The 20,467-nt window shown below is 68.1% G+C and carries 21 protein-coding genes; 13 read left to right on the forward strand and 8 right to left on the reverse strand.

Features of this window, described 5'->3' with window-relative positions:
- Both N5J29_RS13845 and N5J29_RS13850 read right to left on the reverse strand, forming a co-directional pair.
- Positions 1–891: an MnmC family methyltransferase gene (locus N5J29_RS13845; RefSeq protein WP_197622755.1), complete on the reverse strand. Its 891-nt coding sequence runs from the start codon at positions 889–891 to the stop codon at positions 1–3.
- 513 nt (positions 892–1,404) lie between these two features.
- Positions 1,405–1,821: a hypothetical protein gene (locus N5J29_RS13850; protein WP_164151036.1), complete on the reverse strand. Its 417-nt coding sequence runs from the start codon at positions 1,819–1,821 to the stop codon at positions 1,405–1,407.
- An 85-nt stretch (positions 1,822–1,906) separates the two neighbouring features.
- Between N5J29_RS13850 and N5J29_RS13855 the strand changes: the two genes are divergently transcribed.
- Positions 1,907–2,191, forward strand: coding sequence for a hypothetical protein (locus tag N5J29_RS13855; RefSeq protein ID WP_065175406.1), 285 nt, complete (start codon positions 1,907–1,909; stop codon positions 2,189–2,191).
- 27 nt (positions 2,192–2,218) lie between these two features.
- Here the strand turns inward: N5J29_RS13855 and dmeF are convergent, their stop codons facing one another.
- A complete protein-coding gene (gene dmeF / locus N5J29_RS13860; protein ID WP_164151035.1) occupies positions 2,219–3,193 on the reverse strand; it encodes a CDF family Co(II)/Ni(II) efflux transporter DmeF in 975 nt (324 codons plus the stop codon).
- 51 nt (positions 3,194–3,244) lie between these two features.
- Between dmeF and N5J29_RS13865 the strand changes: the two genes are divergently transcribed.
- The gene (locus N5J29_RS13865) at positions 3,245–3,529 is read left to right on the forward strand and encodes a metal-sensing transcriptional repressor (protein ID WP_279924452.1); all 285 of its coding nucleotides are present in this window, start codon (positions 3,245–3,247) and stop codon (positions 3,527–3,529) included.
- Between the two features lie 24 nt (positions 3,530–3,553).
- Here N5J29_RS13865 and N5J29_RS13870 read toward each other — a convergent pair whose 3' ends face one another.
- On the reverse strand, positions 3,554–3,931 hold the full coding sequence (locus N5J29_RS13870) for a MerC domain-containing protein (protein ID WP_164151030.1): 378 nt from the start codon (positions 3,929–3,931) through the stop codon (positions 3,554–3,556).
- Positions 3,932–3,999: 68 nt separating this feature from the next.
- Between N5J29_RS13870 and N5J29_RS13875 the strand changes: the two genes are divergently transcribed.
- On the forward strand, positions 4,000–5,325 hold the full coding sequence (locus N5J29_RS13875) for a GTP-binding protein (protein ID WP_164151029.1): 1,326 nt from the start codon (positions 4,000–4,002) through the stop codon (positions 5,323–5,325).
- Positions 5,326–5,335: 10 nt separating this feature from the next.
- On the opposite strand, the gene N5J29_RS13880 is transcribed toward N5J29_RS13875, so the two are convergent.
- Positions 5,336–6,946 (reverse strand): ATP-binding cassette domain-containing protein, encoded by a 1,611-nt coding sequence (locus tag N5J29_RS13880; RefSeq protein ID WP_164151026.1) that lies wholly within the window; start codon positions 6,944–6,946, stop codon positions 5,336–5,338.
- A gap of 163 nt (positions 6,947–7,109) precedes the next feature.
- A complete protein-coding gene (locus N5J29_RS13885; RefSeq protein WP_065175401.1) occupies positions 7,110–8,009 on the reverse strand; it encodes a LysR family transcriptional regulator in 900 nt (299 codons plus the stop codon).
- 157 nt (positions 8,010–8,166) lie between these two features.
- Between N5J29_RS13885 and N5J29_RS13890 the strand changes: the two genes are divergently transcribed.
- Positions 8,167–9,345 (forward strand): serine hydrolase domain-containing protein, encoded by a 1,179-nt coding sequence (locus tag N5J29_RS13890; RefSeq protein WP_164151025.1) that lies wholly within the window; start codon positions 8,167–8,169, stop codon positions 9,343–9,345.
- On the forward strand, positions 9,342–10,526 hold the full coding sequence (locus tag N5J29_RS13895; protein ID WP_164151023.1) for an MFS transporter: 1,185 nt from the start codon (positions 9,342–9,344) through the stop codon (positions 10,524–10,526). The genes N5J29_RS13890 and N5J29_RS13895 overlap by 4 nt, the downstream gene beginning before the upstream one ends.
- Positions 10,527–10,529: 3 nt before the next feature.
- Here N5J29_RS13895 and N5J29_RS13900 read toward each other — a convergent pair whose 3' ends face one another.
- Positions 10,530–12,146 carry an EAL domain-containing protein gene (locus N5J29_RS13900; protein ID WP_164151021.1) on the reverse strand — a complete coding sequence of 539 codons (1,617 nt, stop codon included), beginning with the start codon at positions 12,144–12,146 and terminating at the stop codon, positions 10,530–10,532.
- Between the two features lie 225 nt (positions 12,147–12,371).
- Between N5J29_RS13900 and cycA the strand changes: the two genes are divergently transcribed.
- From cycA to N5J29_RS13920, 4 genes are all read left to right on the forward strand, one after another.
- Entirely contained in the window at positions 12,372–13,745 is a 1,374-nt protein-coding gene (gene cycA / locus N5J29_RS13905) for a D-serine/D-alanine/glycine transporter (protein WP_164151019.1), read from the forward strand.
- Between the two features lie 61 nt (positions 13,746–13,806).
- Entirely contained in the window at positions 13,807–14,583 is a 777-nt protein-coding gene (locus N5J29_RS13910) for a lytic transglycosylase domain-containing protein (protein ID WP_053518833.1), read from the forward strand.
- A 133-nt stretch (positions 14,584–14,716) separates the two neighbouring features.
- Positions 14,717–16,069, forward strand: a complete 1,353-nt coding sequence (locus tag N5J29_RS13915) for a hypothetical protein (protein WP_164151017.1) — start codon at positions 14,717–14,719, stop codon at positions 16,067–16,069.
- 9 nt (positions 16,070–16,078) lie between these two features.
- The gene (locus tag N5J29_RS13920; protein WP_164151015.1) at positions 16,079–18,157 is read left to right on the forward strand and encodes an SMP-30/gluconolactonase/LRE family protein; all 2,079 of its coding nucleotides are present in this window, start codon (positions 16,079–16,081) and stop codon (positions 18,155–18,157) included.
- Here N5J29_RS13920 and N5J29_RS13925 read toward each other — a convergent pair.
- Positions 18,135–18,539, reverse strand: coding sequence for a YciI family protein (locus N5J29_RS13925; RefSeq protein ID WP_164151013.1), 405 nt, complete (start codon positions 18,537–18,539; stop codon positions 18,135–18,137). The two genes, N5J29_RS13920 and N5J29_RS13925, sit on opposite strands and share 23 nt — an antisense overlap.
- 186 nt (positions 18,540–18,725) lie before the next feature.
- Here N5J29_RS13925 and N5J29_RS13930 point away from each other — a divergent pair, with 186 nt between their 5' ends.
- Genes N5J29_RS13930 through N5J29_RS13945 form a run of 4 tightly spaced genes read left to right on the forward strand, consistent with a single transcriptional unit; the run spans position 18,726 to position 20,449 of the window.
- Positions 18,726–19,139: a YciI family protein gene (locus tag N5J29_RS13930; protein WP_053518842.1), complete on the forward strand. Its 414-nt coding sequence runs from the start codon at positions 18,726–18,728 to the stop codon at positions 19,137–19,139.
- 51 nt (positions 19,140–19,190) lie between these two features.
- A complete protein-coding gene (locus N5J29_RS13935; RefSeq protein WP_164151011.1) occupies positions 19,191–19,613 on the forward strand; it encodes a VOC family protein in 423 nt (140 codons plus the stop codon).
- A 38-nt stretch (positions 19,614–19,651) separates the two neighbouring features.
- Positions 19,652–20,062, forward strand: coding sequence for a VOC family protein (locus N5J29_RS13940; protein ID WP_065175394.1), 411 nt, complete (start codon positions 19,652–19,654; stop codon positions 20,060–20,062).
- Between the two features lie 30 nt (positions 20,063–20,092).
- Positions 20,093–20,449, forward strand: a complete 357-nt coding sequence (locus N5J29_RS13945) for a DUF1428 domain-containing protein (RefSeq protein WP_053518847.1) — start codon at positions 20,093–20,095, stop codon at positions 20,447–20,449.
- Positions 20,450–20,467: the final 18 nt, after the last annotated feature.

Below are 20,467 nucleotides of genomic sequence, written 5' to 3' on the forward strand. Positions count from 1 at the left end.
TCAGCGCTTGACCGCCAGCACGCCGTCCAGCGCGAGCTCGGCCTTGAACCCGGCCTTTTCCAGGCGCTTGGCCACTTCGCGCGGCACATCGCGGCCGCTGGTGAGCTTGTTGGGCGCGCCGGTGTAGTGGAACAGGCGGCCGCCCTTGCGCAGGACGCGGGCGAGATGGTCGTAGAACACCTGCGAATACAGTTCGCCTGCGATGCCGAAGCGCGGCGGGTCATGCAGGATCGCATCGACGCTGTTGCTGGCGATCTGCTCGATCTGCTGCGAGACGTCGCCCTGGCTGAAGTGCAGGCGACCACCGGCAGCGGCCGAGTCGGGATCGGGCGACCACGGGTTGAGCGTGCGCAGCCACATCACGTCGGCGTTCTTCTCGAACGAGCGGATCTGGCCGACGCCGGCCTCCAGTGCGCAGGCGGCGAAGTAGCCGAGCCCACCACAGGTATCAAGCAGCGCCTTGCCCGCCGGTGCAACCAGCTCGACCTTGCGGCGCGCGTCCTCGAACGGCGACAGCTTCGAGGTGGGCAGCATCTTGATGCCGTCGATTTCGAAGGTCGGCGCACCCCACTCGGTAGGCATCAGTTTGATCAGTGAACCGCTGTAGCGTGAGATGGGAGCGAAGTCTTCGCCCTCCCAGTAGTACAGCGTGCGGTCCTTCAGCTTGCCCGGCCACGGGTAGTGCTGGCCGCGGAAATGGAAGCCTTCCGCGTCCAGCCCCACGCTGTCCTGGCTGCGCCCCAGGTCAAGCGAGCCCTGCCACTCGGGCGCGCCCTTGTCATGGGCACGACGCAGGGCGTCGGCGCTGTCGCGGGTCAGCAGAGGGCCGGTGTAATGGGGCACGGCAGGCATCGGGTGGGTCGGGGGAGGGCATGGTACCGCAGCTGCCATGAAGGATAGAAAGAGCGGTGTTGGATCCCAACGCAACTGCCGGGGGCATTTTCGCGAGTGCATACCCAACCTGCTGCCGGCCCTTCAATCGTCCCTTCCCCCTGAGACGGTTCCATATCCATGGAGGCGCAAAAGGCCTGATGATAGAGCTTGGTGGCTTCCGACTGGTCACTGTATCGATAGATCAGGCGTCCAAATCCATCTGGCTTGAGATGCTGATCAACCTGGATGTGTGCTCCGTCGAAGTCTGGCCACGTTGTACGACGAACGATGATGATCTCGCCCTTGGAGTCCAACTCGGTTCTGTCGACACTCAAGGGTGTTTCTGCGAACGCAGGTACAGCCATGGCCGTCGCTAAACATAGGATCAGCGTGCGTCTGCTCATGTGTGAGTCTCCGTTTCATGGTTGCGGAGACAGTAGGCTCAACAATATCCGGCATCTCGATTGTGACCGAAGCTGTGCCTGATCGAATTTGAAACTTTCCTCATCCGCTTGAATCCCTGCACTTCGATCAATCGCACTTCACCGCATACACCGGCCCGGCACCGATCAGCATCAGTGCCATGTAGTCGCTGTCACTGGCCTTGCCCTTCAGCGTGGCGCCCCTGTTGAAGTGGAAGAGGCCGAAGCCGCCGGCCATGCGGATCAAGGCGCTGTCGATCTGTGCCGCATCGTCGCGGAAGTAGCGGCTGATCTCGCTGGAGGTGGCCTTGTGCAGCCCGTTCGGGTCGCGCTGCCATTGGCCATCGCGGTTGAAGGAAACGAAGTACTGGCTGCCTTCGCGCTCGATGCGGAAATCGGCGGTCTTGCGCGGGCTGGTGGCGAAGCAGCCTTGCAGGGCATCGGAGGAGAACGGCAGCCGTGCATCGCCACCACAGGCGGTGAACAGCAGCAGGGCACCGGGCAGCAGCAGGCGAAGCGCGCGCATGGGATGTCCCGACGAGGCAGGTGCGGCTAGTGTAGGCAGTAGGCGGGCGTGGCCCGTACAGAAATTCGGCAAGAGGACGCGTGCAATGGCACAGGGCAAGGCACCGTGGTGCGGTGTGGCCAGTGGATTGGGCCTGGTCGTGGGGTGGGCTGCAGGCACGCTTGCGGCACAGGCGGCGGTGGCCGCGGGAGGCAATGGCATCGCCGCGGGCCTGGGGGTGGGCGTGCTGGGCTCGGCACTGGTGGGATGCGGGCTGGCGGTGGCATCGCGGGTGCGGGGTGAGCGCTGGCCCTGGATCGGTATCGTGGGCGCGGTGCTGAGTGCGCTGCCGTTGCTGATGTACCTGCTGCGGATGATGCTGAAGCTCTGAAGCCGGGGCGAGCGATGCTCGGCGCTGTCAGGACGGGCTGTGATGGATCTCGACCGTCACGTGCACCAGCTCCTCGTGGATCGCCAGCGCCTGGCGCACGGTATCGGCATCAAGGCGGGCGTCGCTGGTCACCACGCTGGCGCTGACCGCGTACTTGCCCCGGCCCACCTGCCAGACGTGCAGGTCGGCCAGGCGTGCCGGCCATGGGCCCTGCTCGATCACCTCGCGGACCTCGGCCACCACCGGCGCGTCCATCTGCGCGTCGAGCAGGATACGGCCACTGTCACGCAGCAGGCCGACCGCCCACACCGTGACCAGCACGGCGCCGACGAGACCCATCACGGGGTCCAGCCAGGTGAGGCCCAGCAGTTTGCCGCCGAGCAGTGCGACGATGGCCAGCACCGAGGTGGCCGCGTCGGCCAGCACGTGCAGGTAGGCCGAGCGCAGATTGAGATCGTGGCCATGCGAAGGGGCATGAACGTGATCGTGGTGATGCCCGTGATGATGCGCGTGCTCGTGCCCATGCGCATGATGCGCGTGGCCGGGGCTGTCGTGCAGCCACCACGCACAGAGCAGATTCACGCCCAGGCCGACCACGGCGATGGCGATGGCTTCGTCGTAATGGATCGGCGCGGGAACCCACAGCCGCTGCACGGACTGCGCGGCCATCAGCGCGGCGACACCCAGCAGGGCAATGGCGCTGGTATAGCCCGCCAGGATCTCGATCTTCCAGGTGCCGAAGGCGAACCGCGGGTCGTGCGCGTAGCGCCGTGCACAGCGGTAGGCGAACACCGAAAGGCCCAGCGCGAGTGCGTGCGAGCTCATGTGCCAGCCGTCGGCCAGCACGGCCATGGAGTTGAACCACCAGCCGCCGACGATCTCCACCAGCATCATGCCCACGGTCAGCCACAGAGCGCGGCGGGTATTGCGTTCGGCAAGGGGATTGCCATCGTCGAACCGATGGTCGTGGCGACGGGCAGCGGCGAGCGTGTCCAGATGCATGGAGTGACCGGCGGGTGGAGTTGATACCCCCATAGGGTATACGATCCACTCATGGCACATGTACACGGAAGTCGAAAACAGCTGCTGACCCGGGTGCGCCGCATTGGCGGCCAGGTGGCGGCATTGGAGCAGGCGCTGGACAGGCCCGAGGGTGAAGCGGGCGACTGTTCGGACGTGCTGGTGCAGGTCGCGGCGGTGCGTGGTGCGGCCCACAGCCTGTTGATGGAGTTGCTGCACGAGCACCTGCAGGAGCACGTGGTCGGGGCTGAAGACCCGCAGCAGCGGGCGGCGGAGGCCGAGGTGCTGGTCGAACTGTTGCGGCGTTACGGGAAGTAATGCCGGGCGGGCCGTCGGCGATGCTCAGCAGTGGCGGTGCCGGCGCCGCGCGTTCCAGATGTGGGTGGCGGCCAGCAGCAGGCTGCCGGTGACGGTCAGCGGCGTTTCCCAGGCATGCGAAGGCAGCTCGAGCGCGCCGGCCAGCAGCAGGCCCAGGCCGAGACCGGCCGCGGTCCAGGCCATGACGGGCAGGCGATGGCGGCGGTCGGCCCGCCACAGGGCGTAGCCGGTCAGCGGCAGGGCGATCGCCACGAACAGCAGATGCACCCATTCGGCCTGGGCCCAGGCGCCGAACAGTGGCAACGCGGCGGCAAGCAGGGGCAGCGCCAGGCAGTGCAGCAGGCACAGGCTCGACAGGGCGAGGGCTCCGGCATCGAGCAGTGCGGGGGAAGGGGACTTCATGGGGGAGGTTCCTTGCGTAGCAATTGTTATACAGTAACATTTCTTTTCCGCAGCCAGACCGCTCCGACATGAACACTGTTTCCCGCGCCGACCGCCGCTTGCCCGTCACCGTGCTGTCCGGCTTTCTGGGGGCCGGCAAGACCACCCTGCTCAACCAGATCCTGCGCAACCGCGAGGGCCTGCGCGTGGCGGTCATCGTCAACGACATGAGCGAGGTCAACATCGATGCGCAGCTGGTGCGCGACGGTGGCGCCGAACTGCGCCGCACCGAAGAGACGCTGGTGGAATTCAGCAACGGCTGCATCTGCTGCACGCTGCGCGAGGACCTGCTGCAGGAAGTGCGGCGGCTGGCTGACAGCGGCCGCTACGACTACCTGCTGATCGAATCCACCGGTATCGGCGAACCGATGCCGGTGGCCGCGACCTTCGCGGTGCGCGATGAGCAGGGCTTCAGCCTGAGCGACATCGCCCGGCTGGACACGATGGTCACCGTGGTCGACGGCAGTGCCTTCCTGGCCGACTTCGGATCGACCCTGCGCCTGGCCGAGCGTGGCCAGCAGGCGGGACCGGACGACGACCGCGGGGTGGTCGACCTGCTCTGCGAGCAGGTCGAGTTCGCTGACGTGATCGTGGTCAGCAAGATCGACCAGGTGGAGGAGGAAGTGGTGCAGGACACGCTGGCCGTGCTGCGCGGCCTCAACCGCGATGCGAAGCCGCTGCTGTCCAGCTTCGGTGATGTACCGCTGACGGAACTGCTCGATACCGGCCGCTTCGACTTCGAGCGGGCGCAGCGCGCACCGGGCTGGGTGAAGGAGTTGCGTGGCGAGCACACGCCGGAAAGCGAAGAGTATGGCATTGCCAGTTTCGTCTACCGTTCACGGCGGCCGTTCCATCCGGCCCGTTTCGCGCGCGCGTTGCGCAGTGGCATGCCCGGCGTGATCCGCAGCAAGGGCTGGTTCTGGCTGGCCAACCGCATGGACTGGGTGGGCGAGTTGAACGCGGTTGGCGCGGCAACGCGCACGCAGGCCGCAGGCTTCTGGTACGCCGCGCGTGATCGCGTACGTGCAGGCCTGGAAGACACCACGCCGCTGCTGCCGCCGACGCCCCTGCCGTACAGCGATGTGGGCTGGGCGCGCCAGCAGGCCAACTGCTGGAGCGCTCCGCTGCCGGGCGTGGAGGACTTCCCGGATCGCGCCGCGCATGCCGCAATGGCGCGGCTGTGGCATCCGCTATGGGGGGACCGTCGGCAGGAACTGGTGGTGATCGGCGTGCACATGGACGAACGTGCGGTGCGCGCGGAACTGGATGCGTGCCTGCTGGATGACCAGGAGCTCCGCGCCGGCCCGCTGTTGTGGCAGCAGTTGCCTCAGTCGTTCCCGGCATGGAAGCGCTGACGGGAGGAGTTCAAGGGCGTGGGTCGTGCCATTGCCAACCGTCTGCTGTTACCTGCAGTACCTGCGTGGGCTGCAATGCCTGCAGCAGGTGACGGTCGTGGCTGACCATCATCAACCCGCCCGGCCATGCATCCAGCAGCTGTTCCAGCGCCTGCAGTGCCCCCAGGTCCAGGGCATTGCCGGGCTCGTCGAGCAGCAGCAGCTGGGGTGCCGGGTCGGCATACAGCACGCTGGCCAGTCCGCCCTTCACCCGTTCGCCGTCGCTGAGGCTGCTGGCGGGACGCTGGATGCGCTGCGCATCCAGCCCCAGCAACGCCAGGCGCGTGCGCAGCTCGCCAGGATCGGCGGCGGGGTTGGCGGCCTGCACGCTGTCCAGAATGCTGCGCGTACCGCACAACCCCAGCAGCTGCTGGTCCAGCAGGGCCAGCGGCGCCAGGCGCTGCACGGCGCCACTGCGGGCGGGCAGGTGATCGGCCAGCACACGCAGCAGGGTCGATTTGCCACTGCCGTTGTCGCCGATCACGGCGATGCGTTGCCGGCGACGGATCTCCAGCTGCAACGGCAGGCTGCAACCGTACGGCAGTACGAGATCAGTTGCCTGCAGCAGGCGCGTACTGCCACGTTCGCCCTCGCCTGCAAACAGGGCCAGCTCGGGTATGGCCTGCACGGCCGATGAAGCGGCGCGCACCTGCGCGGCACTGGCCTGCAGGCGCTCGTTCTGGATCTGCTGCGCACGCCCGTGGCTGGCTTCTGCGCGCTGCTTCTGCCGGCCGAGCAGGATCGGTGCCTGGTTGGCCTGCTTCGCCTCGCGCGTGCCGCGTGCCTGCCGCTGCTGTTGGCGTTCGTGCTGCTCGCGCGCGCTGCGTTGCTGCCGCCGGTGCTGCGCACGTGCTTGGTCAAGCTGTGCATCGGCTGCGTCCCGCTCGGCGGCGCGTGCCTCGGCATAGTGCTGCCAGGGGCCGCCGTAGCGACGCAGGCCGTGCGCGTCCAGCTCGACGATCTGCTGCATGTGCGATAGCAGTTCGCGGTCGTGGCTGATCACCAGCAGACCGCCGGTCCACTGCTGCAGCTGCGCGTAGAGCTGCTGCCGATGGCGGGCGTCGAGGTGATTGCTGGGCTCGTCCAGAATCAGCCAGTCGGCGCCACTGGCCCAGGCGCCGGACAGCGCCACCTGCATCGCCTGGCCACCACTGAGGCGGGCCGCCGGCTGCGCAGGATCGAGATCGTCCGGTAGCTGTTGCGCCTGCCAGTGCTGTGCCAGCCGCTCGCGCAGATCCCAATGCTCGCCAATGCAGGCGAAGTCGGCCTCGTCGATGCTGCCAGCCTCGATCCGCGCCAGTGCGGCCAGCTGCGGGCCGACGCCGGCCAGTTCGCCGACGCTGCCACGGGGTGGGTGGCCGGGCGTGGGCAGCAGGAACACGTTGCCGCTGCGGTGCACGTCGCCGCTTTCCGGCGTGATCTGCCCCGCCAGCAGGCGCGCCAGCACGCTCTTGCCGGCACCGTTGGCGCCGACCAGGCCGATGGCGACCGGTTCAAAGGAAAACGACAGGTCTGAAAACAGCGACCGGCCATCGGCCAGTCGATACGACACGCGATCGAGCGTGAGGAAATGTGCGGTCATGCGACCTCCATGGATGCCGTGTTCTCCCCTGCGCGCAGGGGCGGGAAGCGTCGGGCCGTCTAGTTCGAAGACGGCGGCATCAATGGCGCATCGGTCGCGAGCCTCAAGGAGGAATGAGCGGCCAGTATAGCGCCGGCGGCTGAACGGTCGCGCCGCGGCGTGGCTACGGCACGGTGTCCAGGCGCGCGCCGACGAAGTCGATGAACACGCGCAGCTTCGGCAGTACGTGGCGCCCCGAGGGCCACAACAGGTGGAAGGTGCCGCAGGAGTGCACGTACTCGTCCAGCACTGTCACCAGGCGCCCGTCGGCCAGCGTATCGCGCACTGAATGCACGGGCACGAAGGCCAGGCCGACATCGCGCAGGGCCAGGGCCACACGGGCTTCGATGGTGTTGGCGACCATGTGCACGGGCAGCTCATGCACGGGTTCGCCTTCGGGCCAGTGGATCGGCCATGGCTCCAGCTTGCCGCTGCTGGGGAAGCGGTAGTGCAGCAGCGTGTGCTGCAGCAGGTCGGCCGGGGTGCGGGGCGTACCACGCCGCTGCAGATAGGCAGGCGAGGCAACGACACGCCGGGGAAACACCCCCATCCGACGCGCGTTCATGCGCGAATCGCTGGGCTCACCCACGCGCAGCACTGCGTCGAAGCCTTCTTCGATCACGTCCACCAGGCGGTCACTGAAGTCCAGGTCGAGGCGGATGTCCGGATACGCCGCCATGAATTCGGCCATCAGCGGCAGGGTGAGGTCGCCGACCAGCGGCAGGCTGATGCGCAGGGTGCCACTGGGCGTGGCATGCGGTTGCGCCAGTTCGGTACGCGCAGCATCGCGCTCGTCGAGGATGCGCCGGCAACGGGCCAGGAACAGTTGGCCCTCCGCGGTGAGGGTGATGCTGCGCGTACTGCGGTGGAACAGGCGTACGCCCAGGGCCTGTTCCAGCCGCGCCACGCACTTGCCCGCCGCGGAGGCGGAAATGCCCTGCAGGCGCCCGGTTTCGACGAAGCTGCGGGTGTCGGCGGCGTGCACGAAGGTCTGCAGGTTGGCGAGATTGTCGAGAACGGACATGGGCGTGGCAGGCAGGGGAGCGGCATGATGGCCTTCCGGTTCCGGGCATCATGCCCATTGCGGACTCCCCGGTCCATGATGCGCGGAGCGGCAACCGGCTTTTTGCCGGCGTCCAGGCTGCCTAAGGTGGCGGCCTCTCCTCCCACGGACTGCCGTCATGAATGCCGCTCTTTCCCCAGTGACTGAACCCGCCCTGCCGTCGGTGCAGCGCCTGCTGCAGCAGGTGCACCCTCATCGGCTGGTCGGTGCGGTCGTGCAGGTGCGCGTGCACGGGGTGCTGCGCCACGCCAGCGCCACCGGCTTGGCCGACCGTGAACGCGGGGAACCGATGCGCCGTGACCATCTGTTCCGCCTGGCATCGGTGAGCAAGCCTCTGCTGACGGTGGTGATCCTGCGCCTGGTCGCCGAGGGTGTGCTTGATCTGGATGCGCCCGTGCAGCGCTGGCTGCCCGATTTCCGGCCGGCGCTCGCCGACGGCAGCACCCCGGCCATCAGCCTGCGCCAGCTGCTCAGTCACAGCAGCGGCCTGGGCTACCGCTTCCTGGAAGCCGATGCGCACGGCCCCTACGCGCGGGCCGGCGTCAGTGATGGCATGGATGCCAATCCGCTGTCGCTGGCCGACAACGTGCGGCGTATCGCACAGGTGCCCCTGCTGTTCCCGCCGGGCAGCCAGTGGATGTATTCGCTGGGCGTGGACGTGGCCGGGGCGGTGGCCGAAGCCGCAACGGGCGAGACCCTGCAGGTGCTGTTCGAGCGCCTGCTGGCGACGCCGCTCGGCCTGCGCGACACCGCCTTCGCAACCGGCGACGCGAGCCGCCTGGCCACGCCCTATGTCAGCGACGACCCGCTGCCGCACCGCCTGCGCGAGGGCGAGGTCGTGCCGGTGTTCCCGGAAACGGTCGGTATCGAGTACAGCCTGGCCCGGGCCACCGATGCCAGCCGCTATCCATCGGCCGGCGCGGGCCTGGTCGGCACGGCCGACGATCTGATGACGGTGCTCGAGGCGCTGCGCGACGGGCAGGCGCCTGCGCTGCTGCCGGCCCCGCTGCTGGCGCAGATGGGCACGCCCCAGGTGGGTGAGGCGGGGCCGCCGGAGCCGGCAGGCTGGGGCTTCGGCCTGGGATTTGCCGTGCTGCGCGATGCGGTTGCCGGCGCAACGCCGCAGGCGCCGGGCAGCTGGCGCTGGGGCGGTGCCTACGGCCACAGCTGGTTCGTCGACCCGGCACGGGGCCTGAGCGTGGTGGCGCTGACCAATACGCTGTACGAGGGCATGGACGGTGCATTCGTGGATGAACTGCGCGATGCGGTCTACGCCGATCTGGAGGCTGCACGATGAGTGGCCACGCGATCGATGCGGCCGCACCCGCGGGTGCGGCCTCGCGCCTGCCCTGGGCCGGCCTGCTGGCGCTGGCCGGCGGTGCCTTCATCACCCTGCTGACGGAAACACTGCCGGCCGGGGTGCTGCGTCCGATGGGCGCCAGCCTGGGTGTGAGCGATGCGGCGGTGGGTCAGCTGGTCAGCGTGTACGCGCTGGGTTCGGTACTGGCGGCGCTGCCGATGACCGCGCTGACCCAGCGTTTGCCGCGTCGTCCCCTGTTGCTGGCCGCGATCGCCGGCTTCGTGCTGGTCAATACGCTGACCGCGTTGAGCAGCAGCTACGCGCTGATTCTGGCGGCGCGCTTCCTGGCCGGCGTCAGTGGCGGCCTGCTGTGGTCGCTGGTGGCAGGTTACGCCGCGCGCATGGTGGTGCCTGAGCTGCAGGGACGCGCCATCGCGGTGGCGATGATCGGATCGCCGTTGGCCCTGTCACTGGGCGTGCCAGCCGGTACCCTGCTGGGCCAGCAGATCGGGTGGCGCTGGGCGTTCGCCCTGATGAGCGTGCTGGCGGTGCTGCTGCTGGTCTATGCGCGCTGGGCCCTGCCGGCCCTGCCCGCAGCCGGCTCCGGACGGCGTGTGTCGCTGGCTTCGGTATGGCGCATGCCGGGCGTGCGCAGCACCTTGCTGGTGATGGCGCTGTACGTACTCGCGCACAACGTGCTGTACACCTACATCGAGCCTCTGGCCTTGCAGGCCGGTGCGGGGGCCTGGCTGGACCGCCTGCTGCTGGCGTTCGGCATGGCGGCCCTTGTCGGTATCGCGATCGCTGGCTGGGGCGTGGATCGTCACCTGCATGCGCTGGTCTGGAGCACGGTGCTGGGCTTCATCGCCGCCGTCATGGCGCTGCTGTTGTGGCCGGTGAGCGCGACCGCACTGCTGCTGGCGACGATCGCGTGGGGTGTGGCGTTCGGCGCGGTGCCGACCCTGTTCCAGACGGCATTGGCGCGGCGCGCCGGCGCGGCGGCCGACCTTGCGCAGTCGATGCTGGTGACCGGCTGGAACCTGGCCATTGCGGCTGGCGGCGTGGCCGGTGGCCTGGTGCTGCAGTCCGGTGACGCGCGCCATCTGGGCTGGCTGCCGCTGCTGTTGCTGGCGGCAAGTGCGGCGTGGCTGATCGCACGCCCGAAGGCCTGGGCGTAACGCTTACGGCAGTGGCTCCTGTTCGATCGGTACGCTGCGCGGGTTCTGCATCTGTTCGCGCGCTGCGCCGTAGCGCTGCTGCCGCTTGTGGTGGAACGCCACGAATTCGTCACGTGGCAGCGGCCGGGAGAACAGCCAGCCCTGCCCGAACTGCACCTTCTGACCGTGCAGATAGGCCAGCTGCGCTTCTGTCTCCACGCCTTCGGCCACGACCCACAGGCCCAGCTCGCGCGCCATGCCGATGATGTGCGGGGTGACCGGGCTGGTGGCACTGTCGGTGCCGATCGCATCGACGAAGGACTTGTCGATCTTCAGCGCATCCAGTGGCAGCTGTGCCAGGTACTGCAGGCTGGAATAGCCCACGCCGAAATCGTCGATGGCGACGCTGTGCCCGGCGCGGCGTGCCGCGGCCAGCATCGTGCGGGCGCGGTCCAGGTCGAGGAAGCCGCGCTCGGTGGCCTCCATCCAGATCTGCTGCGGCAGGATGCCGCTGCCGGTCATGTGCTTGGCGATCATCTTCAACGCGCGGCCGCTGCTGATGTCTTCAGCTGCCAGGTTGATCGCCACGTGCGCGCTGCGATCGCCGACCAGCAGTTCGCGCAGGTCGCGCACCACGTTCTCGATCACCAGATCGGTGACATCGCCGATCATGCCGGCCTCTTCGGCCAGCGGAATGAACAGGTCCGGACGCACCTGGGTGCCGTCCGGACGCTGCCAGCGCACCAGCGCTTCGGCGCCCACGCAGATGCCGGTGTCCAGTTCGATGATCGGCTGGTAATGCAGGTACAGCTCGCGACGGCGGATGGCGGTGGCCAGTTCACCCCGCAGCGACAGCCGGCGGCGCGACAACCAGATCACCAGGCCGGCACCGGCGGCGGCCAGCAGCACGCCCAGCGGCACGAACAGCCACGCCTGCTGGCGGAAGCTGGCGGTGAGCGCGGTCCGCGGGGTGGTGGCGATGGCCAGCCATTCTTCATTGCGAGCGGTGGCGTACAGCGTGTTCTGGTCCAGACCAATGCCGGGATCGCGCAGCAGGCTCTGCAGCAGCGCCGGATCCATGTCGTTCTGCCGGGCCAGCAGGCGGCCGTCGGGGCTGGCCAGGGCCAGCCGCACGTTCGGATCAACGATGACATCGACGAAGCGGCGGGGATCGACCAGTACGTCGTAGGAGCCATACAGGATCGACAGCACCTTGCGGCGGCCGCTGGTCTCGGGACGCACATCGACCGCGATGCCGGCGCCGTCGCTGGTGACGTGGTCCGGCCTGGGCTGGTTCACGTGGGACAGGAACGGCCCCCATGAGGTGCACCGCAGTTTGCCGCCTTCGAAATAGCCCAGCTGATCGGCCGAAGGGGTGGTCATCACCAGCGTCTGCATGCGCCGGATGTGCTCCGGGCTGCAGGCGGGGAGTGCGGTGGCCTCGGCTGATTTCAGTGCGGCCAGCGCTTCCTGGTAGGACAGGTCCGCGCGCCGCAGGGTGCGCTCGGCGATGTCGTGCAGGCGCTGCTGCTCCACGCTCACGGCGCGGTCCCACGTGGCGTAGGCCATGACGGCGATGGGAATGGCCGCCGCCAGCAGCGCCAGCGCGGTTCCCCCGATGATGATCCGCAGTCGGCTCACGTCCGGGGCTCCAGCAAGGCAGGCAGGGCAGGGCGCATGGTCGGGCCGATCCTTGGGCAGATGCGGCTATCTGAGCATGCCGCCGCGCCGGGCGGAATGGGACGAATCAGGTATTCGGTCACATTGTGGTGAAAGCGGCCAACTTTGCCGGATTCAGCCCGTCCCCAGCTGGCGCAACCGGCCCGGGAGGACTACCGTCGGACGCTTCGCCCGCCGATTCCGCCCATGACCGACCCTGCCCAGCCCCCCGAGCATCTGCGCCGCAGCCTGTCCAACCGCCACCTTCAGCTGATTGCCATCGGCGGTGCCATCGGCACCGGTCTGTTCATGGGATCGGGCAAGACCATCAGCCTGGCCGGCCCGTCCATCGTATTCGTCTACCTGATCATCGGCGCGATGCTGTTCTTCGTCATGCGCGCGATGGGCGAACTGCTGCTGTCCAACCTGCAGTACAAATCCTTCATCGATTTTTCCACCGATCTGCTTGGGCCCTGGGCCGGCTTCTTCTGTGGATGGACCTACTGGTTCTGCTGGATCGTCACCGCCATCGCCGATGTCATCGCCATCGCTGCGTACGCACAGTTCTGGTTCCCCGGCCTGGATGCGTGGATTCCGGCACTGATGTGCGTGCTGTTGCTGCTGGGGCTGAATCTGGTGACAGTGAAGCTGTTCGGTGAGATGGAGTTCTGGTTCGCGCTGATCAAGATCGTGGCGATCTGCGCGCTGATCATCACCGGCGCCGGCCTGGTGGCGTGGGGCTTCACCTCGCCCAGCGGGCACACCGCCTCGCTGGCCAACCTGTGGAACGACGGTGGCATGTTCCCGATGGGACTGGTCGGCTTCTTTGCCGGTTTCCAGATCGCGGTGTTCGCCTTCGTCGGCATCGAGCTGGTGGGAACCACCGCCGCTGAAACCGCCGACCCGGAGCGCAACCTGCCCAAGGCGATCAACTCGATCCCGGTGCGCATCATCATCTTCTACGTGCTTGCGCTGGTGGCGATCATGGCAGTGACGCCGTGGCGGCAGGTGGTGCCGGACAAGAGCCCGTTCGTGCAGCTGTTCGTATTGGCCGGGATCCCTGCCGCCGCCAGCCTGATCAATTTCGTGGTGCTGACCTCGGCAACGTCCTCGGCCAACAGCGGCATCTTCTCCACCAGCCGCATGCTGTATGGCCTGGCGGAAGAAGGCCACGCGCCGCGCGGCCTGTCGAAACTGTCGCGCGCGGCGGTGCCGGCCCGCGGGCTGCTGTTCTCCTGCCTGTGCCTGCTGGGCGGCACGCTGCTGATCTACCTGATCCCGAATCTGGTGACCGCCTTCACCCTGGTGACGACGCTGGCGACGGTGCTCTTCATCTTCGTCTGGTCGCTGATCCTGGTGGCTTACATGGTCTACCGCCGCCGTTACCCGCAGCGCCACGAGGCCTCGATCTTCAAGATGCCCGGTGGCGTGGCGATGTGCTGGGCGTGCCTGGTGTTCTTCGCGGGCGTGCTGGTCCTGTTGAGCCTGCAGGCCGATACCCGCCAGGCCCTGATCGCCAGCCCGGCGTGGTTCGTGCTGCTGGGCGTGGGCTACGCGCTGCGCGGCCGGATGGCCCGCTAGGGGCGCGGCCGCCACCGCATTCACCCATCGTTAGCGGGGGCGGCCGGATGATCCGGCCGCCATGACCCGCCGCCCCGTCCTCGCTGCGCTGATGCTGCTGTCCCTCCTGTGGGCCGGGACGGCGGCTGCGCGCACGGTGTACCGCTGCGTGCAGGGCAACACCGTCAGCCTGGCCACCGCGCCGGAACCCGGTTCGCGCTGCACCGCGCGAGATATCGACGACAACGCCATCCAGACCCCGAACCTGTGGGGCAACATGGGTGTGTTCAGCGGCGTGCTGTACGAACGTGAGCAGGACGGCCGGCTGGTCTATTCCACCCGCAATCTGCCGGGCTCGCGGGTGTTCCTGAAATTCACCGTGGCCACGCCGCCGGGCGAGCCTGCGCATGAGGGCCTGGGCCGGGTCGGCAAGCCGCAGCTGGCACCGCACGCGCGGCAGTTCAGGGCGGCAGCGAAGGCGACCGGTGTTGATGATGCCTGGCTGCGTGCCATCGCCCACGCCGAAAGCAACTTCGACGCGCTGGCGGTGTCCAGCAAGGGCGCCCTGGGCGTGATGCAGCTGATGCCCGAGACCGCACTGGAGTACGGGGTGAGCGACCCGTTCTCGCCACAGCAGTCGATCGACGGTGGCGCGCGCTACATGCGCGCGCTGCTGCGCCGCTACAACGGCGACCGCACGCTTGCGGCGGCCGCGTACAACGCCGGCATCGGCGCGGTGACCCGCTACAAGGGCGTACCGCCCTACGCGGAAACGCTGGCCTACGTGGACAAGGTGATGGCGTTGTACACGCGCTATCGCGAGGCGATGGGCATCCGCATCGAGGTGCCGGCAAAGTAGCCACTCGTCGGACGGTGATTGTGGGCGCCCCTCGGCCGCGGCAGGATGGCGCTGCACGGGTGGGCGGGGGAGCGCCGGCCCGGGCGTCGAGGGACGATCCGGCCTGCAGCATCGAATCCACAGGGGGATGTGCATGAAGCCTATCAGGAGCGTGGTCGCGGCATTGCTGTTCGCGATCGCATGCAATGGCTGTGCCAGCAAGAACGTGTTGTATCGCGATGCCGAACGACGACAGGACGCAACCGCGCTGTTCCTGGACCGTGAGGGCAGTCTCTACCCCGCAGCCAGCGTGGCGGTGCCGGTGCAGCAGATGCTGGAAGGGGCACGCCCGTCGTCGGCGGAGTTCGCGACGCTCCGGCATCTCTACCAGCAGTCGGCGGTGCCAGGTGCTGCCTCGGCAGAGGCGTGGCGCAGCCTGCTTGCCGATACCGGGGTGACGCCCGACGCCGCCTTCACTGACACCTGGCAGCAGATCCAGCAGGTGCTGCGTGCGCGCGCCTCGCAGCAGCTGGATCGTGCGGCGGAGGACGGCCGTGTGGTGGTGCTGCTGGTGCACGGCTACAACAACGACTACCGCGAGGCGGCCGCCTGGTACGAACGGGTGGAGCGTGATTTCCGCGAGCGCGGGGCGGCCAGCGGGCAGACGTTGTCATTCGTGCGTGTGTACTGGGATGGCCTGCATGGCAATGCGTTCCGGATCTGGGGCGCCGCCCAGCTCAACGGGCCCTACGTGGGGCTGGAGCTGCGCAGGGTGCTGGCGGGTGTGGACAACAGGGACATGCCGTTGCGGGTGTTCACTCACAGCTCGGGTGCGTACGTGATGAACAACGCACTGGGCAACGGCTCTTCGCCGCTGCGCGGCATGCAGGACGCCTACTACCGTCGCGCTGCCGGTCTGGATGGCTATGGATTCCCGCCGCTGCGCAACCTGCGCATGGCCATGCTGGTGCCGGCGCAGCCGCCGACGGCGATGGCCAACTACCATCATCCGCGCCTGGAGCAGACCTTCGGCACGATCCCCGACCGGTTGATCCTGGGCCTGAGCCGGCACGATTTCGCCACCGGCAAGGGCCGCCGGCTGGGGTCGTGCAGGATGGCGGGCAACACCTGCATGGCCACCCACATCCGCTATTCCTGCGCAGCGGTACGGCGCGACCTGCGCAGCAGCGAATCGCACGGGCGAAAGCAGGTGTGGGCCGTCGCGTTTCCGCAGCCCGCGCTGAGATCGCATCCCCATGCGGTAGCGTCCTACATGCAGGATGGCGACTGGAAGCTGTTCGCCGACGCGCTGCTGCTCGACACCGCGCTGGAGCCGGCCAACCAGGCTGCGCTGTGCGAGCGCAGGGTAGGGCCGCTGAAGCACAGCGATGCCTGGCCTGACGAAATAAAAGTGCGCGCTGCAACAGCACCCGAGCGTGCGGCTGAGGCCGATGCGGGTTGGCATTGGTGGAACTACTGGCTAAGTTCGTCGCTCCCCGTTGAATGATGGAACACGATGGCGCGGCGATACTGGATGGCGGCGGTTGCGGTGGCAACCGCCGGTGCATTGGCAGCGACCTTCTGGCTGCCGGACGAACCCCACCCCGACACACCTGCGGGACCAGCGCCGACGCCGCTGGCATGGACCGCGCAGATCGAACTGCTGGCCGGTGATGGCCATCCGGGCGATCGGGATGGCGCCTCCGCGCAGGCGCGCTTCGCCGACCCCTACGCGCTGCTGCGGCTGGCCGATGGCAGCGTCTACTTCACCGATGGCGGCGACAACAACCGTATCCGCCGCCGCCTGCCCGATGGCCGCGTCGAGACCGTGGCCGGGCAGGGCGAAGGTCGCGTCGATGGCCCGGCATTGCAGGCACGCTTCCACACGCCGTCCGGCATCGCCGCCGATGCACAGGGCAATCTGTACGTGGCCGACACCGGCAACCATGCGATCCGCCGCATTGGCGTCGATGGCCAGGTGACCACGGTGGCCGGCGGCGAGCAGGGATACGCCGACGGTCCCGGCGCGCAGGCACGTTTCGATGCACCGATGGGTATTGCGGTGGATGCGCAGGGGCAGATCTACGTGGCCGATACCTGGAACGACCGGATCCGGGTGATCGGCACCGACGGCAGTGTGCGCACCCTCGCCGGGGGCGATCGGCCCGGTTTCATCGACGCGGCAGGAGGCGAGGCGCGGTTCGATACACCGGTGGCGCTGGCCTTCGACGCGCACGGGGCCCTGCTGGTGGCGGATCTGTTCAACAACGCGGTGCGTCGTGTGGGTGCCGATGGCACGGTCAGCACGTGGGTCGGCAGTGGCGGGGTCATCAACGGGCCGCTGTCGCTGGCCGCGACCCATGATGGCGTGCTGTACGTGGGCGACCTTGAGGGACGCGTGGTGCAGGTCACCGCACAGGGCCACCAGATCGCACTGGTGGGCAATGACCGACTGCCGCGGCTGGCGCGCCCCAGCGGCCTGGCGCTGGATGCGGACGGCAGCCTGCTGGTGGCCGACGCGGCCGGATACCGGCTGCATCGGCTGCGGCCGCTGCCGGTGGGCGAGCTTCCGGCCCCTGCGCTGGTTGGACCCGCCGCTGACGCAGCGCTGCCGGACACGGCCGGGCGCTGGCCGCTGGCACCGCAGGAGGGCTGGCACGAAGTGGTCGGCACGCTGGGCGAGGTGCGGGGCAATTTCAGGGGTGAGAGCCGGCACCATCTGCACGGCGGCTTCGATGTGCGCGGCGATGTCGGCCAGACCGTGCTGGCCATTGCCGAGGGCAAGATCAGCAGCCCGGTGGCCAGCTGGAGCCTGGGCGGGCAGGGCGAAGGGCTGGCGGTGGACCGGCTGAAGTACATCCACATGCGGGTGGGCCGCACGCCGCGCGGGGAACCGTTCGACGCGCGCTGGCAGGCGCTGTATGACGACCAGGGCGCGCTGGAACGCATCCGCGTGCGCCGGGGCACGCGCATCCACGTGGGCGATCGCCTGGGCAGCATCAACAGCCAGGCGCACGTGCATCTGGCGGTGGGCACCAGCGGCTTTGAAACCAACGCGGTCGCGCTGGGGTTCCGCAACTTCGCCGATCACTTCGCGCCGCGCATCACCGATGTGGCGCTGCTGGACGCCAACGACCAACCGATGACGGCGGGGAGCGACGGCAGCGTGATGGTCGCGCGGCAGGGACGGGGCGTGCAGATCGTGGTCGAGGCCTGGGACCAGGTCGACAACAACCTGGCCCGGCGCAGGCTGGGCGCGTACCAGGTGGGCTACCAGATCCTGGATGCGGCCGGTCGGCCGCTGCAGGGCTACGAGCAGCCGCGCTGGAACATCGTGTTCAACCGCATGCCGCCGCAGAATGCCGCCGTAAAGGTTGCCTACGCACCGGACAGCGGCATCACGGTGCACGGCAGCGCCGTCACCCGTTTCCGCTACCTGGTCACCAACACCGTGCGCGATGGCCTGATGGAGACCGGCCGCTGGCAGCCGGCAGCCCTGCCGCCGGGGGACTACATCGTGCGTGCCAGCGTGCGCGACTACAGCGGCAACGAGGGCATCGGCAAGCGCGAGGTCAGAGTACGGCTGCTGCCATAGCGGGCGGGGCGCCGCAGCCCTCGCGCTCGGCGTCCATGTCCTCCAGCGGGCGCACTTCGATGCTGCCGAAGCGTGCCCACGGGAACTCGCGCGCGATGCGCATCGCCTCGTCACGGTCGCGCGCCACAATGAGATTGAAGCCGGCCAGCAGCTCGCGGGTTTCGGCGAACGGGCCATCCAGCACCCGGCTCTGGCCGTCGCGGACGCGCAGGGTCTGCGCGGTATCCACCGGCTGAAGTTTCTGGGCCAGCAGCAGCGTGCCTTCGGCCTGCAGCCTGTCGGCGTGGGCCAGGCAGTCGCGCATCAAGGTGTTGAACGCCTCGGTCGGCAGGGCCTGCAGCAAGGCAGGTTCGATGTAGATCAGAAGCAGGTACTGCTGCATGGCGCGATCCTGGCGGGGCGGGGCGGACCTGCATGATCGCGCAGGTTTGCGCCGGGGCATGTTGCAGCGCGGGAGACCGGTGCCCGATGCCCCCCCAAAAAAAAACTTTCAGAATTTGTCGATTCCCCGTCCCCTCGTTCGTTGTAACAGTGAAGGGCGCGCACCTGCGCCCCACGGGAGACCCACATGAAAGTCATGGTGATCGTCAAAGCCAACGCCGATTCCGAAGCCGGACGCCTGCCCAGCGAGCAGGAGCTGACGGCCATGGGCGCCTACAACGAACAGCTGGTTGCCGCCGGCATCATGCTGGCCGGTGAAGGCCTGCATGCCACCGCGCGTGGCCGCCGCATTCACTTCGGCGGCGCTGGACCGCAGGTCGAGAGCGGCCCGTTCGCGCCCGTCGCCGACCAGATCGCAGGCTTCTGGCTGTGGAATGTCCGCTCGCTCGACGAGGCTGTGGAATGGGCCAGCCGCGCCCCCTTTGGCAGTGGTGGCACGCTCGAGGTGCGCCCGCTGATCTCCGCCGAAGACTTCGGCGAAGCCTTCACCCCCGAATTACAGCAGCAGGAACAGCGTCTGCGCGAGCAGCTCGAAGGCTGAGCCCCGCCACGCCGCGAACACTCGACATCTTCAACCGAACGGAGCACCCCGATGAAACTGATTCCCTTCCTTGGCTTCAGCGGCCAGGCCCACGAGGCGATGGCCTTCTACGCCAAGGCCCTGGGTGGCCAGGTCACCTCGGAAATGAAGTACCGCGACATGCCCCCCTCCGACGGCTCGCCGGGGTGCAACGAGATGCCGGCCGACACCCTTGACCACGTGGCCCACAGCCAGCTGGAAATCGGCAGTGCCATCCTGATGGCCGCCGACGGCCCCGGTGCCGGCGACGGTGGCTCGACCACCATCAATGTCGATGTCGACAGCATCGAGGAGGCCGAGCGCGTGTTCGCCGCGCTGGCCGATGGGGGCCAGGTGCAGATGCCGATCGCCGAGACGTTCTGGGCGCACCGCTGGGGCATGTTGACCGATCGCTACGGCAAGCCGTGGATGGTCAACTGCATGAAGCAGCCCTGATTGCCCGCCTTCTTTCCATTTCCCAGGGAACCTGAGCAATGAGCACACCGCAACCGCAGATGATCTTCGTCAACCTGCCCGTGCAGGATCTGGACAAGTCCAAGGCCTTTTTCGCCGCACTGGGCTACCACTTCAACCCGGCGTTCACCGATGAGAACGCGGCCTGCATGGTGGTCAGCGACAGCATCTTCGTGATGCTGCTGGTCAAGCCGTTCTTCCAGCAGTTCACCACCAAGGCGATCGCCGACGCGCAGGCGCAGACCGAGGTGATCACCTGCCTGTCCGCCGACAGCCGCAACGCAGTGGACGTGATGGTGGACAAGGCACTTGCCGCCGGTGCCACTGAACCGCAGCCGGCGCGCGACTATGGTTTCATGTACCAGCGTGGCTTCCAGGACCTGGACGGACATCTCTGGGAAATCGCCCACATGGACGGCGAGCCGGGCTGAGCGGCCACGCCCGACGACAGGAGAACGCTCATGGCTTACGTCGATGCCTATGTGCTGCCGTGCCCCGAGGACAAGGTCGCGGCCTACCGCCGCCTTGCCCGCAAGGCCGGTGCGGTGTGGAAGGATCACGGTGCGCTTCAGTACATGGAATGCGTGGCCGACGACGTGGAACCCGGCACGTCGACCTCGTTCCCGCGTGCGGTGAAGGCCAAGCCGGGCGAGACCGTGATCGTGGCCTTCGTGGTGTTCCGATCGCGTGCGGCACGTGACCGCATCAACGCGAAGGTGATGGCCGATCCGCGCCTGGCCGGCATCGGCCCGAAGGACATGCCGTTCGATACCCGGCGGATGTTCTGGGGCGGTTTCAGGCCCATCGTCGAAGCGTGACTGCCAGTGCTTGTGCGG

The sequence above is a fragment of the Stenotrophomonas sp. GD03680 genome (assembly GCF_029844625.1).
In the GTDB taxonomy this organism is placed as follows: domain Bacteria; phylum Pseudomonadota; class Gammaproteobacteria; order Xanthomonadales; family Xanthomonadaceae; genus Stenotrophomonas; species Stenotrophomonas maltophilia_P.